At 64.3% G+C, this 14,848-nt stretch carries 14 protein-coding genes and 1 pseudogene; 10 read left to right on the top strand and 5 right to left on the bottom strand.

From position 1 onward, the window contains the following. Positions 1 to 137 precede the first annotated feature (137 nt). From L0966_RS04095 to L0966_RS04070, 6 genes and pseudogenes are all read left to right on the top strand, one after another. Positions 138 to 1,058, top strand: coding sequence for a LysR substrate-binding domain-containing protein (locus tag L0966_RS04095; RefSeq protein ID WP_234050547.1), 921 nt, complete (start codon positions 138 to 140; stop codon positions 1,056 to 1,058). A 276-nt stretch (positions 1,059 to 1,334) separates the two neighbouring features. Next, a pseudogene (locus tag L0966_RS04090) lies at positions 1,335 to 1,514 on the top strand (TrbG/VirB9 family P-type conjugative transfer protein); the annotation flags it as partial. Beyond that, a complete protein-coding gene (locus L0966_RS22425; RefSeq protein WP_370640636.1) occupies positions 1,500 to 3,341 on the top strand; it encodes a hypothetical protein in 1,842 nt (613 codons plus the stop codon). The pseudogene L0966_RS04090 and the gene L0966_RS22425, both read left to right, overlap by 15 nt. A 225-nt stretch (positions 3,342 to 3,566) precedes the next feature. Then, complete coding sequence (locus L0966_RS04080; protein WP_234050546.1) at positions 3,567 to 4,178, top strand: type IV toxin-antitoxin system AbiEi family antitoxin domain-containing protein; 612 nt, start codon at positions 3,567 to 3,569, stop codon at positions 4,176 to 4,178. Next, positions 4,168 to 5,082: a nucleotidyl transferase AbiEii/AbiGii toxin family protein gene (locus L0966_RS04075; protein ID WP_234050545.1), complete on the top strand. Its 915-nt coding sequence runs from the start codon at positions 4,168 to 4,170 to the stop codon at positions 5,080 to 5,082. The genes L0966_RS04080 and L0966_RS04075 overlap by 11 nt, the downstream gene beginning before the upstream one ends. Positions 5,083 to 6,048: 966 nt before the next feature. After that, positions 6,049 to 6,579: a gamma carbonic anhydrase family protein gene (locus L0966_RS04070; RefSeq protein WP_234050544.1), complete on the top strand. Its 531-nt coding sequence runs from the start codon at positions 6,049 to 6,051 to the stop codon at positions 6,577 to 6,579. A 34-nt stretch (positions 6,580 to 6,613) separates the two neighbouring features. Here the strand turns inward: L0966_RS04070 and L0966_RS04065 are convergent, their stop codons facing one another. Further along, positions 6,614 to 7,273, bottom strand: coding sequence for a transglutaminase-like cysteine peptidase (locus tag L0966_RS04065; RefSeq protein ID WP_234050543.1), 660 nt, complete (start codon positions 7,271 to 7,273; stop codon positions 6,614 to 6,616). A 250-nt stretch (positions 7,274 to 7,523) separates the two neighbouring features. On the opposite strand from L0966_RS04065, the gene L0966_RS04060 reads away from it, so the two are divergent. Together L0966_RS04060 and L0966_RS04055 are read left to right on the top strand one after the other, a co-directional pair. Further along, the gene (locus tag L0966_RS04060; protein WP_234055848.1) at positions 7,524 to 8,192 is read left to right on the top strand and encodes a rhomboid family intramembrane serine protease; all 669 of its coding nucleotides are present in this window, start codon (positions 7,524 to 7,526) and stop codon (positions 8,190 to 8,192) included. Positions 8,193 to 8,364: 172 nt separating this feature from the next. Next, positions 8,365 to 8,787, top strand: a complete 423-nt coding sequence (locus tag L0966_RS04055) for a CBS domain-containing protein (RefSeq protein ID WP_234050541.1) — start codon at positions 8,365 to 8,367, stop codon at positions 8,785 to 8,787. A 57-nt stretch (positions 8,788 to 8,844) separates the two neighbouring features. Here the strand turns inward: L0966_RS04055 and L0966_RS04050 are convergent, their stop codons facing one another. Next, positions 8,845 to 9,480 (bottom strand): peroxiredoxin, encoded by a 636-nt coding sequence (locus L0966_RS04050; RefSeq protein ID WP_234050540.1) that lies wholly within the window; start codon positions 9,478 to 9,480, stop codon positions 8,845 to 8,847. A 181-nt stretch (positions 9,481 to 9,661) separates the two neighbouring features. Between L0966_RS04050 and L0966_RS04045 the strand changes: the two genes are divergently transcribed. Further along, positions 9,662 to 11,092 carry a diguanylate cyclase domain-containing protein gene (locus L0966_RS04045; protein WP_234050539.1) on the top strand — a complete coding sequence of 477 codons (1,431 nt, stop codon included), beginning with the start codon at positions 9,662 to 9,664 and terminating at the stop codon, positions 11,090 to 11,092. A 154-nt stretch (positions 11,093 to 11,246) separates the two neighbouring features. Here L0966_RS04045 and L0966_RS04040 read toward each other — a convergent pair whose 3' ends face one another. Beyond that, on the bottom strand, positions 11,247 to 12,920 hold the full coding sequence (locus tag L0966_RS04040; protein ID WP_234050538.1) for a lysine--tRNA ligase: 1,674 nt from the start codon (positions 12,918 to 12,920) through the stop codon (positions 11,247 to 11,249). Positions 12,921 to 12,971: 51 nt separating this feature from the next. Continuing rightward, on the bottom strand, positions 12,972 to 13,208 hold the full coding sequence (locus L0966_RS04035; RefSeq protein ID WP_234050537.1) for a hypothetical protein: 237 nt from the start codon (positions 13,206 to 13,208) through the stop codon (positions 12,972 to 12,974). Positions 13,209 to 13,304: 96 nt separating this feature from the next. On the opposite strand from L0966_RS04035, the gene L0966_RS04030 reads away from it, so the two are divergent. Beyond that, the gene (locus L0966_RS04030; protein ID WP_234050536.1) at positions 13,305 to 13,937 is read left to right on the top strand and encodes a TetR/AcrR family transcriptional regulator; all 633 of its coding nucleotides are present in this window, start codon (positions 13,305 to 13,307) and stop codon (positions 13,935 to 13,937) included. Here the strand turns inward: L0966_RS04030 and L0966_RS04025 are convergent. Next, on the bottom strand, positions 13,931 to 14,842 hold the full coding sequence (locus L0966_RS04025; protein WP_234050535.1) for a transporter substrate-binding domain-containing protein: 912 nt from the start codon (positions 14,840 to 14,842) through the stop codon (positions 13,931 to 13,933). The two genes, L0966_RS04030 and L0966_RS04025, sit on opposite strands and share 7 nt — an antisense overlap. Positions 14,843 to 14,848: the final 6 nt, after the last annotated feature.

The raw sequence follows: 14,848 nt of genomic DNA, 5'->3' as shown, positions 1-14,848 counted from the left end.
CGGCGAGACGCGGCCGACCGCGTCGTGGGAGCATGTCTTTGTCATGCCCACGAGACTAGCGGTATCGCCGATGCGGAATAATCAGGCTAGAATTCCATTTATATCGGACTCATGAGTCCGCAATCTCGGAAGACGCCATGGAACATCTCGGCGCGCTCAATGCCTTCGTTCAGACGGCCGAGGCCGGCAGCTTTGCCGCCGCAGCAATCAAGCTCGGCATTTCGGCCTCCGCAGTGGGCAAGGCGGTGGCCCGGCTCGAGGAACGGCTCGGTGTCCGCCTGTTTCACCGCTCGACCCGGTCGCTGACCCTCACGCCTGAGGGCGAGCTCTTCCGCGACCGCTGCCGTCGCATCTTCTGCGAGATCGAGGCGGCGGAACTCGAACTGTCGCAGACCCGCGCGGCGCCGCGGGGGAAACTCCGCGTCAGCCTGCCACTCATCGGCATGCTGATGATGCCGGCGGTGATGGCCTTCATGCGCGCCTATCCCGAGATCGAGCTCGATCTCGACTTCACCGACAGGCTGGTGGATGTGATCGACGAAGGCTTCGACGCAGTGATCCGCACCGGCGAGGCGCGCGACAGCCGGCTGATGATGCGCCGCGTCGGCGCCTTCTCCCACCGCATCGTCGGCTCACCGGACTATTTCGCCGTGCATGGCGTGCCGAAGGTGCCGGAAGACCTCGCCGGCCACGCCTGCCTGCATCACAAATATCCCTCGACCGGCAAGCTTGAGCGCTGGCCGCTTGCGCGCGACGGGGTGGATCTCGATATGGCCCTGCCGGTCACGCTGGTCGCGAGCACGCTGGAACCCCAGATCTGTCTGGCCGAGGAAGGCTTTGGCCTCGTCTGTCTGCCGCAGTTCGCCGTGCGCACTCAGCTTTCACGCGGCACGCTCGTCAGCGTGCTCGACGACTACATCCGCGATGTGGGCGCTTTCCATATCCTATGGCCGGCAAGCCGCCACCCGTCGCCGAAGCTGTCCGCCTTCGTCTCGTTCATGGCCGAGAACCTGCTGCGCTATCCGCAACCGTTGCCCTGCAAAGCCGAAGCGCAGTGAACCAGCAACACGAGTCCATTCGCAGGAGCGCTTCGTAGCGGCCGGTTCGATCTTCCCCTCTCAACGAGCTCCGATAACGCTGGCCGCCGCCGCGGCGCGCTCAAGCCCGGCCCGTACCGGACCGTGTAGGGCCTGACCGCGCCGCTCGATTGCGCCGGCCGAACGCCTCCTCGCCCTCGATCGGAGGGTGACATCGAATGGAGGCCGACATGACCGCAGTGCTCATCACCGACGAACTCTATGCCCGGCTCCTCGCCAATGGTGCTCGCAGCGCCGCCGGTCAGGAACGGCTTCATCAACGCCATCCAGGTCTATCCCTTCGTCGATGGCGCGCTCTATCAAGTTTACACCGCGCCCGGTCAGATCACCGACATCGCCTTGCAGCCCGGCGAAACGCTGGTCGGCGCTGGTCCAGTCGCCGCCGGCGACACGGTGCGCCTGATGATCCGCCGCACGATCCACGAGCATCTGGAAAAGGAAAAGCGCTTGGCGCCGCTCGGCATCAAGGTGTTGAGCCTGTTCTTCATCGATGCGGTGGAGCACTATCGGTCCTACGATGCCGACGGAAATCCCGTGAAGGGCAAATATGCCCGCATCTTTGAAGAGGAGTATCGCCGCGCGGCGAAGCTTCCCGACTTCGTCAGCCTGTTCAGGGAGGTCGACGTTACGTCGGAAGCCGAAGAGGTGCATAATGGCTATTTTTCAATAGATAAGCGTGTTGTGACGCCGTTTGAAACATACGAGCTCAAAAAATCGTCGGCGAAAGATGCACCGGAAAATGACACTTATAACCTGATCATGAAGGACAAGGAGAAGCTGCTCAGCTTCGATACGAAGCGAAAGTTCATCTTCTCGCACTCCGCCCTGAAGGAGGGTTGGGACAATCCCAACGTATTCCAGATCTGCGCACTCCGCGAGATCGGCACCGAACGCGAGCGGCGGCAGACCATCGGCCGCGGCCTCAGGCTGTGCGTGAACCAGGGTGGCGAACGCCTGCGCGGCTTCGACATCAACACGCTGACCGTCATCGCCACCGAAAGCTATGAAGACTTCGCCGAGAACCTGCAAAAGGAAATCGAAAAGGACACCGGCATCAAGTTCGGCATTGTCGAGAAGCACCAGTTCGCGAGAATCCCCGTGGTCAACCCGGACGGCTCGACCGGAATGCTGGGTTTCGAGGAATCGGCCGCCATCTTCGATCACTTGAAGGCCGAAGGCTTCGTCGACACCAAGGGCGAGGTGCAGGATAAGCTGCGCACCGCTTTGAAGGACGGAACGCTCGCGCTGCCGGTGGCGCTCGCCGCCCACCTTGGCGCGGTTCGTGACGTGCTGAAGAAGGTCGCCGGGAAGCTCGACATCAAGAACGCCGACGAGCGCGTCACCGTCAAGACACGGCAGGCCATTCTCGAAAGCGCCGAATTCCAGGCGCTTTGGGATCGCATCAAACATAAGACGACGTATCGCGTTCACTTCGACAACGAGAAGCTGATCACCGATTGTGCCAAGGCCATCACCAATGGCCCACCGGTGTCGAAAGCTCGCGTGCGGGTCAGGAAGGCCGATCTTTCCATTGGACAGGGCGGCGTTGAGGCGAAGGAGCACGACAAGAACAGCGGAACCATCATCACGATCGACGAAGGCGACATTGTCCTGCCCGACGTGCTGACCGATCTTCAGGACCGAACCCAACTCACCCGCAAGAGCCTTGTCCGCATTCTCACCGAGTGCGGCCGCTTGGCTGACTTCAAGCGCAATCCACAGGCGTTCATCGAAATCGCCGGTGAAGTGATCAACCGGACGAAGCGCTTGGCCATTGTGGACGGCATCAAATATCAGCGGATCGGCGACGAGCACTATTACGCGCAGGAGCTTTTCGCGCAGGAGGAACTGACCGGCTATTTGCGCAACATGCTCAAGGACGCGCAGAAGTCGGTCTTCGAGCACGTCGTCTATGATTCCGGAGGTGTCGAGCGGACATTCGCCGAGCAGCTCGAAAAGAACGAAGCTGTGAAGATCTACGCCAAGCTGCCCGCGTGGTTCAAAGTGCCGACTCCGCTCGGTACCTACAATCCCGATTGGGCGGTTCTGGTCGAAGTCAGCGGCGAAGAGCGCCTCTATTTCGTCGTGGAGACCAAAAGCAGCCTCTTCGTGGACGACTTGCGCGATATCGAAGCCGGCAAGATCGCGTGCGGGGAGGCGCACTTCAGCGCGCTCGCCTCCGGACCGAACCCGGCTCGATACATAAAGGCCAGAACGGTCGACGACCTGATGGATCACACGTAAGGCGCTCTCCTTCACGAGGACTGCCGCCCGTCAATTGCCTTGCCCCCTGGAGAGCGGCGAACATATGCCGGCACCAGGGGCAAAGTCAGAGCCTGCGCTTTGGCGGTGCCGGCGCGCAGGCGGCCGCTTCGAGGGGCAAGCGCAACGGATTGCTGCTTCCTGAAAATGTGATAAAACCTCTGCTATCTTCTGGACTTGCCGAGGAAACATCACATCGCTACGGCCATGGATTCTCAACGCGCTCAAGCGCTCAAGCTGCTGAATACGTGCCCGATGATGCGGCTGAAGGACTTTGCCGCCCACGGCATCGGCCCGGAAACGCTGGCGCGTCTTGTTCGGGACGGGGCAGTCGTTCGCCCCGCGCGGGGCCTCTACCAACTCGCGGATAGCTCGGGCAATGCGGCGCGTATTCTGGCAGAAGCGTCTGCCCTCGTTCCCAAAGGCGTCATCTGCCTGATCTCAGCGCTGCAATTCCATGAGCTGACTCTGCAAATGCCGTCGGCCGTTTGGATGGCCATCGATCGCACCGCCTGGCGTCCCAAGATCGACTATCCACCCATTCGCTTCGTGCGCTTCACCGGCCCCTCGCTGACAGAAGGTGTGGAGCGACACTCCATCGATGGCGTCGAGGTGGCGATCACAAATCCAGCGCGGACGATCGTCGATTGCTTTCGCTATCGGGCGAAGGTCGGGCTGGATGTCGCACTGGAAGGTCTGCGCGAGGGGCTTCGACAGCGAAAAGTCACGAGTGACCAGCTCTGGACCTATGGGACCAAAGGCAAGGTCTGGTCGACCATGAAGCCCTATGTGGAGGCGATGGTGGCCGATGGCGCGTGAACCGAGAAAAAATGTCGGCGCTTCGGTCCGGGCTCGTCTGCTCGACCGGGCTCGCGTCGAACGCACGGACTTTCAGATTCTGCTGACGCGCTACGCGCTGGAGCGGCTTCTCTACCGGCTGAGCCAATCACCCCATCGCGACCGCTTCGTTCTGAAAGGGGCGATGCTGTTCGTGACCTGGGTGGAAGACCCGTTCCGGCCGACACGCGATCTCGATTTGCTCGGCTATGGCGAAAACAGCCCGGAGTCGATCGGCGGGGCCTTCCGCGAGATCTGTGGGCAACCGGTCGATGATGATGGCGTGGAGTTCGATATCGGAGCGATCATGGCTGTTCCGATCCGGGAAGACGTAGAATACGGCGGCATTCGTGTGCGCACCTCCGCGACGATCGCAGGCGCCCGCATTCCGATCCAGGTCGACATCGGTTTCGGTGATGCCGTCACGCCGGGACCGGTCGAGATCGTCTATCCGTCACTGCTCGACGCGCCGGCGCCCCGCCTGCGCGCCTATCCGGCGACGACCGTCGTGGCCGAGAAATTCCAGGCGCTCGTGCTGCTCGGCATCGCGAATAGCCGGCTGAAGGATTTCTACGACCTCTGGCTGATCGCGCAAACGTTCGAGTTTGACCGGGCATCGCTTGCCGAGGCCATCCGCCAGACCTTTGCACGGCGCGAGACCATGCTTCCAACCGAGAAGCCGATCGGTCTGAGCGAGGCTTACGTGGAGGCTTGGGGGCGACAGTGGAGGGCCTTTCTGGGGCGAGAGCGAATGGCCTCGGCGCCGGCCGACCTGGCTGTCGTTGTCTCCGACCTCGCCGGATTTCTGCTTCCCCTGATCGAGCCTGCTGAAAAGGATGAGCGTTGGAAGTCTGGTGAAGGTTGGAGGGCATCGGATGCCGGCTAGGATGCGTAGCCTGGAGGGTAGCGAGCAATGCGCGCGCGGCAGAATCGGTTTCGCCACGTATCGCAGTCAATCGCGGACGTTTTCGATCGGCTGTAGATATTTCTCCTGCACTTCGTATATAATACGAACGAAGAGATTGACGCCGCGTACCGCGTCACATTTATTGTGGAAAAACAATTTCGTATGAATCTGACGGTATATCTGGCGGAAATTGTAGAATTCTCCGTCTTACAATCATAAAAAATTAAAATACTTATCACTCCGGTTAATCATCGAGTGGGAATGAGGGGCGAGATCGCGGTGTCTCCCGTGGTGTGCCTATTGTTGTTGTGATGGGCTCTACCGTTGGTTTCGATCAGGTTGAGCGATGGTCTTGACTATGGAAGCGCGAGGCGTGAGCTGTGTCGGCTGAGCGAGTGGTGGGACAATGCGTGTCCAACAGGGATATACAGCGTTCTCAATAGTAGTGCCGGACGTGTCGGGGTGCGCTATGGTCCATTTGGACTGGAAATGACGTGCCGCGCGTGAGGGATAAACGGGCGCATATCGTTATGTGACGGACCGACCGCCGGGGGGAATGCCCCCGGGGCCGAGGGTAGGCATTACGCGTTGCAGCCGATGTCGGCCGCGCCCCATCGGCCGATGAGCGCGTTGGCCATGCGTTGCTTGGCGCTGCCATCGACGGCGCAAAGGAAAGAGCGTGGCGTGTCCATCACCGGAATGCCGCTATCGGCATGAGCGCTATCGCTGCATATTCCGTCGCCCACGCAGTAAGGTCGAAACCCCTTTCGCCAGACTGACCGGTGGTGCCGTGCGGCCGCGCGGCATGATGCGCCTCCACCTCCATGCCCGCCATCCGCGCGGCTGCGCACGCCGCCTGGCCTTCATCGCGGGGCCCGGTCCCTAGCCTCGTCCGGTCTTTGGCTGTAGGGGAGGGCGAGAACCGGCCCGACAGGAGGATCAGCCATGCCGCTTTATGCGCTCGACGGTGTCGCCCCCGAGCTTCCCACTTCCGGAAACTATTGGATCGCGCCCACGGCGGTGCTCATCGGCCGGGTCATCGTCAAGGAGGGGGCGAGCATCTGGTTTGGCGCCGTCCTGCGCGGCGATAATGAGCCCATCGTGGTGGGCGAGGGCAGTAACATTCAGGAAAACAGCGTCCTCCACACCGATCCCGGCTGCCCGCTGACCATCGGCACGAACGTGACCGTGGGCCACAATGTCATCCTTCACGGCTGCACCATCGGTGACAACAGCCTGGTGGGCATGGGCGCCACCGTGCTCAACCGCGCCGTCATCCCCGCCAACAGCCTGGTGGGCGCCGGCGCGCTGGTGACCGAGGGCAAGACCTTTCCCGAGCGCTCCCTCATCGTGGGCTCGCCGGCCAAGGCAGTGCGCGCGCTGGACGATGCGGCGGTGGAAGGGCTCGCCAAGAGCGCGGCCAATTACCAGCGCAATGGCCGGCGCTATGCCGAGGGTTTCGTGCGGGTCGACTGACGCGGAGGGCAGCCGAAGGGGAGGGCAGGGCGCCTCAGCGCCCGCCACCCACCACCGGCGGGGGCGGCACCAGTGTGTCGCCGAGAGACACCCAATCGGTGGCACGCGCCTGGGACTGGCGCTTCACGAAGCGGTAGCCGGTGTCCTTCCAGGACACGATGTCGTCTTCCTGGTTGTCGAGGATGAGATCACCACGATCAGTGATGACGGTGAGCACCGCATGGCCGTCGCCCTCGCGGTCGCGCACAACGGTGATCAGAAGCGCAGAGCCCGGCCAACCGAGGTTGAGCAGCGTGCGGCGCTTTTCCAGCACATAGTCCTCGCAGTCGCCCTTGCCGTCGTCGGGATAGGCCCAGCGCTCGGTCTCGCCATAGTGGTCGAGATCGGTCTCCGGCTGAATGCGGGCGTTAACGCCGCGGTTCACGCGGTCGAGCTCGGCCGCCTTGTTGTTATCGAGATGGATGACGGCAACCGCCGGGCCTGAGTTGCCGCAGTCACGGGGGTGCTCGGCACAGAAGCGGGTGTAGCCCGCCGGCGCGCTGGTGCTGCGCCCTTCGCCCAGGTGGCGGGGTGCGAACGCCGCCGAGAGATTGGCGAAGCGCTGTTCCTGGGCCCCAGCCGTGGCGAGGCCGGCACACAGCAGCGCCATGGAGAGCAGAATCTGCAGCAGGGTCCGGGGCAAACGCTTCGACATCGCGGGCATCCGCAGAAGTTAACAAAATGATAATGCCTCACCTCGGCCGCAATTGCTTCGTCAACCTTCTATTAACCTTAACGGCCTGAAGCCCTGTGGAGGGCCCGCTATCGCGGCGCGCGCGGGGCGGGGGATTTTCCTTGCCGAGGGCGGTGCGCCTGCCTATGTCGGAAGCGTGCTGTACCGTCCGCCTCTCCCCCCCGCGCCGGCTCGCGAGCCGGTCTTTAATCTGCCTGCGAGCATCGTCAGCGTGGCGCTCACGCTGATCATGATCCATGCAGTGCGTGTGCTCATCCTCAGCCAGGCGGCGGACCTGGAGGTGCTGACCTATTTCGCCTTCATCCCGGCGCGATACAGCCTGCCAGATACGATGTTCTATCTGCCGGGCGGCTGGGGGCCGAAGGTGTGGTCCGTGGTGAGCTATGCGCTGCTCCACGCCAATTGGATGCACCTTGGCGTCAACCTCATCTGGTTCCTGGCGTTCGGAACACCGGTGGCGCGCCGGTTCGGCACCCTGCGTTTTCTGCTGTTTTGCGTGGTCACCGCGGCCGCGGGCGCCGGGGCGCACTATCTGGCTTATCCGGACGGCATCGCGCCCCTGATCGGCGCTTCGGCGACGGTGTCGGGGGCCATGGCGGCGGCGATGCGGTTCGCCGTGTCGCCCGGGGGCATCCTGGCCGGCGGAATGGGGGCGGGCGACCACCACCCGGCCGAATCCCTGCTGCAAAGCCTGAAGAACCCGCAGCTGCTCATTTTCATCGCCATCTGGTTTGGCCTCAACCTGCTGTTCGGCCTGGGTGTTTCCATGCCGGGAACGGAGGGGGCGGAAGTGGCCTGGCAGGCCCATGTGGGCGGCTTTGCCGCCGGCCTGCTGCTATTCGGCCTATTCGATCCCGTGGCGCGTCCCCGGGGGCGCTGAGGCGGAATCCCAACATCCGGTATATCGCTACAGCTTGACGTTGCGCGAGTGCGAAGCGCACTTGCGTCGGCGGCCATTGCGAGTGATCCTTTCCCTTGGAGCAGGCCGGCACGGGCAAAAGCAACCGGGCCACACCGGACCCCGGCCGGATTCCGAAAGGGAGAGGACGCCAATGACCGTGAGCAGAATTCTGCAGCATAAGGGCGGGGATATCGTCACCATCTCTCCGCAGGCGACCGTGAGTGAGGCGGTGGCGCGCCATCACATCGGCGCCATCGTGGTGGTGGACGGGCACATGGGTGTGGAAGGCATCATCTCGGAGCGCGACGTTGTGCGCCTGCTCGGAGAGCGGGGAACCGAAGCGCTGTCGCTGCCGCTCGAGCAGGTGATGACGCGGGCGGTGGTGACCTGCACAGCCGACGAAACCATTCCCATGATCATGGAGCGCATGACGCGCGGCCGCTTCCGCCACGTGCCCGTGGTGGATGGGGACCGCCTCGTGGGCATCATCTCCATCGGCGACGTGGTGAAGTACCGCGTGGAGGAGATGGAGCGCGAGCACGCGGCCCTGCGCGACTACATCATGTCGGCCTGAAACGGGTTCCGGTCGGCCCTGGGGCCGACCGGACGGCGAGGCGCGCGGCCCGGCCCGTCACTTGCCAGGCTGCGGCACCAGCCGCAGATAGGGCTTCACGGCCTTCCACCCTTCGGGAAACTTCTCCTTCGCCGCAGCGTCGGACAGCGACGGCACGATGATGACGTCGTCGCCTGGCTTCCAGTCCACCGGGGTCGCCACCGAATGGTGCGCGGTGAGCTGGAGAGAATCGATCACCCGCAGGATTTCCTGGAAGTTCCGCCCGGTGGAGGCGGGATAGGTGATCGACAGCTTGAGCTTCTTGTCCGGCCCGATGATGAAGACAGAGCGCACCGTTGCCGTGTCGCTGGCATTGGGGTGGATCAGGTCATAAAGGGTCGAGACCTTTCGGTCCGCATCGGCGATGAGGGGAAAGTTCAACGTGGCGCCGGTGGCGTCCTTGATGTCCTGAACCCATGCCGGGTGGTTCTCGACCGCGTCGACCGAAAGGCCGATCACCTTCACGCCCCTTTTGTCGAACTCCCCCTTGAGATGAGCCACCTGGCCCAGCTCGGTGGTGCACACCGGCGTGAAATTCTTGGGGTGGGAGAAGAGGATGCCCCAGCTGTCCCCGAGCCAGGAATGGAAGGAGATGGGCCCCTCGGTGGTTTCGGCGGTGAAGTCGGGAACGACGTCCCCAAGGCGCAGACTCATGTCTCACTCCAATGATTCAGCCATCGATCGGCGTTGGCGATAATATATAACTAAGTCGATGGATATTGGCAAATAATGTGTCGCGGTGCAGCAAGGGCGGAGCGGGAGGTGCGTCGGCTGGTCGGTGACCCTATGATGCGGCGGCAGTGCGCCATTGCGTTGGGGAGGGGGTGAAGTGCCGATGACCGTGGCAGCGCCCGGTGTGGCCAGGGACGAGCTGGAAGCGCAGCTCGCGCGCGCTGACGACGCGCTGTGCCAGCTCGCGCGCGAGGTCTTTGGCGTGAGCTGTGCCACTGTGGTCCGCGCTCGTGACGAAAGCGGTGCCGCGCCGCTTGCCGACGGACTGGAGGAGATGCGCAGGCGCGCCGGGCAGACCCGCGCCGTGGAGGTGATTGAGGACGTGGAGGCCATGGCGCCCGACCTCACGGGTGCCTTTCCTTCGCAATGTACCGACGCAGGGTTCTGCGCTGCCGTGGCCCTCGTGGAGGGTGGCGATGAGCCCCAAGCCCAGACCGCCCCGGCTGCTCTGGTGCTGGTGGATACGCAGGCGCGGCCCTTTCCACCGGACATGCGCCAGCGCCTTGGCGCCTTTGGCACCCTGGCCGCAGCTCAATTCCGCGTGGAGGCGACGGCGCGCCGGGCCCGCGAGCAGGCGGACCTTTACCGGCTGCTCGCCGACCATTCGACCGACACCATCGTGCGTGGGACGCTGGACGGCGTACGCCTCTATGTGTCGCCGGCGGTTCGGGCACTGTTGGGTTACGAGCCTGCTGAACTGGTGGGGCGGCGCGCCATAGAGCTGGTGCATCCCGACGATCTTCCTGAATTCCGCGAGCTGATGCGGCAGGTCCGTGAAGGGCGCCTGGAGCAGGGGCGCAGCGAGCAGCGCCAGCGCCACAAAGATGGCAGCTGGGTGTGGATCGAGGCCTTCATCCGCCTGACCTATGACCGCAGGACCGCGCAGCCGGACGGCTATGTCGTGTCGGTGCGCGACATTTCCCGGCGCAAGGCCGCCGAGGCCCGCTTGGCTTATCTCGCCGCGCACGATGCGCTGACGGGCCTCGCTAATCGCAGCCTGCTGCAGGAGCGCCTGGACATGGAACTGGCGCGCGCCCAGCGCACGGCCTCGGGCTTCGCCCTGCTCTGCCTCGACCTGGACCGCTTCAAGCAAATCAATGACACGCGCGGTCATGAGGCGGGCGATGTCGTCCTGCGGACGGTGGCTGATCGCTTTCTGCAGGCTGGCGGCAAGGACGATCTCGTGGCGCGGCTGGGGGGCGATGAGTTCGTGGTGGTGCTGGCGGCGGGAGCGGATCCGCAGGAGCGCGCGGAGCGCCTTTCCTCCCGCCTGATCGAGCTTACCGGGCAGCCGATTCCCTGCCAGGGCACCGTTGTGGAAGTGGGGCTCAGCGTTGGCATCGCCGTGGCGAGCCCGGAGCTGGTCGCGGCGGGCTGCAGCGTCGGGGCGCTGCTGCGCGAGGGAGACCGGGCCCTCTATCTGGCGAAGGAAGGCGGGCGAAACCGCTATGTCATCGCGGGAAGCCCCGGGCCCGCGGATCGGGGCGCGGATCCCGCGCGGCTCGACAAAGGCGTGCAGCTGTCTCCGCCTTGAGGTCGCTGCCACGGAAGGAGCGGGGCCGTTTGCTTCGTTCCCCGCGCGGCCTCCCACGTGACCCGGCGGCCTCTTTACGAACGCCCGAGAGACATAAAAAAGGGGCCCGCGAGCAAGCTCACGGGCCCCTTTTCAATACGTTTGGGGCAAGGCTTCAGGCCGCGCCGGCAAGGTCGCCCGTAAGCGCCTTGGCGATGAGGGCGCGGGTCTCCGGAACGCCATAGATCGCCACGAACGAGCCGAAGCGCGGGCCGCGCTCCAGGCCCAGCAGCACCTGATACAGGGTATTGAACCACTCCACCGAGACGCCGGGGCGCTCCGGCGTCGCACCTTTGGCCTTCAGATCCTGATAGCGCGGGATGGGGCGCGCGACGTCGTAAAGCGCGGTCTGGATGTCGTCGGCGGTGGCGGTGGCGGGCAGGGCGGCGAGCGCCGCATCAAGGCTCGCGAGGGCCGCCCGCTCGACCTCGTCCGGCGCGCGGAACACCTTGTTGGGCTTCACGAAGTCGTGGAAATACTTCACTGCATAGCGCACCAGCTCGGCGAGCTTGGGGTGGGTGTCGGCGGAAACCCCGGCGACGTGCCGGTTGAGGAAGCCCCACAGCACCGCCTCGTCCTCGGTATTGGAGGCGGAGGCCAGGTTCAGCAGCATGGTGAAGGACACCGGCATATCCACCTTGGGCGGGTTGCCGGAATGGATGTGCCACACGGGATTGCCGAAGCGCAGCTTCCAATCCTGCTGGGGATAGCGGGCGAGGAAGTTGAAATACTCGTCCACCGCCTTCGGAATGACGTCGAAATGCAGCTTCTTGGCCGAGCGCGGCGACTGGAACATGTAGAGCGCGAGGCTCTCCGGACTGGCATAGGTCAGCCACTCGTCGATGGTCAGGCCATTGCCCTTCGACTTGGAGATCTTCTGTCCCTTCTCGTCAAGGAACAGCTCATACACGAAATGCTCGGGCGCGGTTCCACCGAGAACCTCGCAGATGCGGTCATAGATCGGCGCGTTGGTCTGGTGGTCCTTGCCGAACATCTCGAAGTCGACGCCGAGCGTGGCCCAGCGCGCCCCGAAGTCGGGCTTCCACTGCAGCTTCACATGGCCGCCGGTGACGGGGAGGGTCTTGTCCTGCCCGTCCTCGTCGGTGAACGTGATGGTGCCGGCCTTGGCATTCACGTCCTTCAGCGGCACGTAGAGCACCCGCCCGGAAGTGGGCGAGATGGGCAGGAACGGGGAATAGGTGGCCTGGCGCTCCTCGCCGAGGGTGGGCAGCATGATGGCCATGATGTCATCATACTTTTCCGTGGCCTTCAGCAGGATCGGATCAAGCTTGCCGGAGGTGTAATAGTCCGTGGCGCTGGCGAACTCGTAATCGAAGCCAAAGGTGTCGAGGAAGCGGCGGAGCATGGCGTTGTTGTGGTCGCCGAAGCTCGGATAGTCGCCGCCAAAGGGATTGGGCACGCGCGTGAGCGGCATCTGAAGATAGGGCTTCAGGGCCGCCGGATCCGGCACGTTTTCCGGAATCTTGCGCATGCCGTCCATGTCATCGGAGAAGCACAGCAGGCGCGTCTTCACCTTGTCCTCGGTGAGGATGCGGAAGGCGTGGCGCACCATGGTGGTGCGGGCCACCTCGCCGAAGGTGCCGATATGCGGCAGGCCCGAGGGGCCGTAGCCGGTCTCGAACAGCACTTCATCCTTGGGTTTGCGCTTCAGCCGCTCCACCAGCTTGCGTGCCTCCTCGAACGGCCAGGCGGTGGCCGTCTCGGCGACGCGCTTCAGCTCACCGGCGAGTTCGGCCGGGGCAGCAAGGGCGGACGAGGCTTCAGTCATGACAAACTCCAAAAAATGGAGCGCGATACTTAGGAAGGCGCGAGGGTTGCGTCAACGCGCACGAGACGCGCCACGGCCCCGCGACAGGGGCAGAACAACATGCACCATGCCCACCACCATGGGCGGCACCGCGCACAAAGTGGTGGCCCACACCGGCCAATCGACGGTGAGGGGAGACAGCAGGGCCAGGATGAGGTTGATGAGAAGATAGGCGCCAACCATCATCAGGCCCAGAAATCGCAGGTGGGCAAGGGTGGGCAGGTGAAAGAGAGTACGCAAGCGGGGCATCGTGGGCATCCTTGCAGTTCCGAAACGATCCGTTTCGATTGAGTTATATATAAACGAGCCGTATCGTTTATCAAGAGGTGCCTGAGGAGCGAGGATTTGACGCGCGACGCATCACGGGTCGAGGGCCCGCACCAAGACCATGCCGGGGAGGGGCGCCGCCGGGCGTCCATCGGGGCCCGGCGTAATCCCGAGGCAGAGGCGGCGATCCTGGAAGCGGCCCGCGGCCTTTTGGCGGAGAAGGGCTATTCCGGGTTTTCCATCGACGAGGTGGCGCGGCGGGCGGGGGCGGGCAAGCCCACCATCTACCGCTGGTGGCCCACCAAGACGGATCTTTTCATCGACGTGTACAGCGCCGAGAAGAGCGCCGCCCTTGTGCCGCCGGAAACCGGGGCGCTGTGGAGCGACCTTCTGGCCTACACGCGGGCGCTATGGACGTTCTGGCGCACCACGCCTTCGGGCCGCACCTTCCGCGCCTTGATCGCCGAGGCGCAGACCAGCGAAGCGGCGCTGGCCGCCCTGCGCGACAAGTTCCTTCCCGAGCGGCTCAAGGATGTTCGGGCCATGTTTGATGAGGCCGCCGCGCGGGGGGAGATCCGGGGCGAGGCGGTGCCGCATCTGCTTGCGCTTTATATCGGCTTCAACTGGGTGCGCCTTCTCACCGATACGATTGCGGACGATCCGCAGGGCATCGAGACGGTGGCGCGCACCCTGGCCGGATCGCCTCAATAGAAGCCGATGGGGAACCAGCGCAGGTAGAGATCCGTATAGACGCCCTTTTCCCAGATGCGCTGGAGGGCATAGTCCATGGCGTGGCGCAGCTTGTCGTTTCCGGCCTTCACCGCCACGGCGAAGCCCTCGCCGAAGAAGCGGCTGTCCGTGAAGGCGCCGCCCACGAACACGCAGCAACCGGCGGAATCCGTGCCGTTCAGCCACAGCGACAGGGTGATGCCGTCCGCGAACAGCAGGTCCACGTCACCATTGCGCAGCGCCGCCTGCGCGCTCTTCAGGTCCGGATAGGGGCGGATGGCGGCTTCGTTGAAAAAGGAGCGCAGATAGGCCTCGTGCGCGGTGCGGGACACCACGGCTATTCGCTTGCTGGCCACGGTTTCCGGAATGGCGGTGGAGGGGGCGTTCCCCTTGCGGGCGACGAAGCGTGCCGGCGTGCCGAGATAGCGCTCGGAAAAGTCCAGGGCCGCGCGGTTGGCGGGCGTCGCGGCAAGGCCCGCAATGGCTGCGTCGGCCCGCCCTTGCTCCATGGCCTCCAGCAGGCCGTCGAACGCCACCGCCTGGATGGCGCAGGCCACCTGGAGCTCGGCGCAGATGGCGCGGGCGAGATCCACGTTGAAACCGGTGAGCACGCCCTCGGCGCTCATGAAATTGAAGGGCGGATAGTCGTCTGACGTGACGATCCGCAGCTCCTTGGGCAGATCGGCCGCGTCGGGCCGCTCCAGCCGGCGCTCCACGTTCCAGAAGTTCGGAACCACGACCGGGCCGGAAAGGCCCCGTGTCGGCGCGTCCGGCCGCGGGGATTCCGCGCCGGCCGCGCCGCTCAGAAAGACCGCCAGGAGCAGAGCCAGTCCCGCCGCCCAGCGGCCCGCCGACAGCCAAAGGTTGTCGTGACTTCGTTGTGCCATGGTGCG

It is taken from the genome of Xanthobacter sp. NM-59 (assembly GCF_021401125.1).
Lineage (GTDB): Bacteria > Pseudomonadota > Alphaproteobacteria > Rhizobiales > Xanthobacteraceae > Xanthobacter.
Note: the sequence above shows the minus strand (reverse complement) of the source record. Positions and strands in the feature narration are given on the sequence as shown.

Bases quoted from the DNA above. Each gene is read 5' to 3' on its own strand.
- L0966_RS04035 (WP_234050537.1), bottom strand. From the start codon at position 13,208: ATGCCCCGCTTGCGTACTCTCTTTCACCTGCCCACCCTTGCCCACCTG.
- L0966_RS04095 (WP_234050547.1), top strand. From the start codon at position 138: ATGGAACATCTCGGCGCGCTCAATGCCTTCGTTCAGACGGCCGAGGCC.
- L0966_RS04070 (WP_234050544.1), top strand. From the start codon at position 6,049: ATGCCGCTTTATGCGCTCGACGGTGTCGCCCCCGAGCTTCCCACTTCC.
- L0966_RS04075 (WP_234050545.1), top strand. From the start codon at position 4,168: ATGGCGCGTGAACCGAGAAAAAATGTCGGCGCTTCGGTCCGGGCTCGT.
- L0966_RS04025 (WP_234050535.1), bottom strand. From the start codon at position 14,842: ATGGCACAACGAAGTCACGACAACCTTTGGCTGTCGGCGGGCCGCTGG.
- L0966_RS04050 (WP_234050540.1), bottom strand. From the start codon at position 9,480: ATGAGTCTGCGCCTTGGGGACGTCGTTCCCGACTTCACCGCCGAAACC.
- L0966_RS04080 (WP_234050546.1), top strand. From the start codon at position 3,567: ATGGATTCTCAACGCGCTCAAGCGCTCAAGCTGCTGAATACGTGCCCG.
- L0966_RS04045 (WP_234050539.1), top strand. From the start codon at position 9,662: ATGACCGTGGCAGCGCCCGGTGTGGCCAGGGACGAGCTGGAAGCGCAG.
- L0966_RS04065 (WP_234050543.1), bottom strand. From the start codon at position 7,273: ATGTCGAAGCGTTTGCCCCGGACCCTGCTGCAGATTCTGCTCTCCATG.
- L0966_RS04055 (WP_234050541.1), top strand. From the start codon at position 8,365: ATGACCGTGAGCAGAATTCTGCAGCATAAGGGCGGGGATATCGTCACC.
- L0966_RS04040 (WP_234050538.1), bottom strand. From the start codon at position 12,920: ATGACTGAAGCCTCGTCCGCCCTTGCTGCCCCGGCCGAACTCGCCGGT.
- L0966_RS22425 (WP_370640636.1), top strand. From the start codon at position 1,500: ATGATCCGCCGCACGATCCACGAGCATCTGGAAAAGGAAAAGCGCTTG.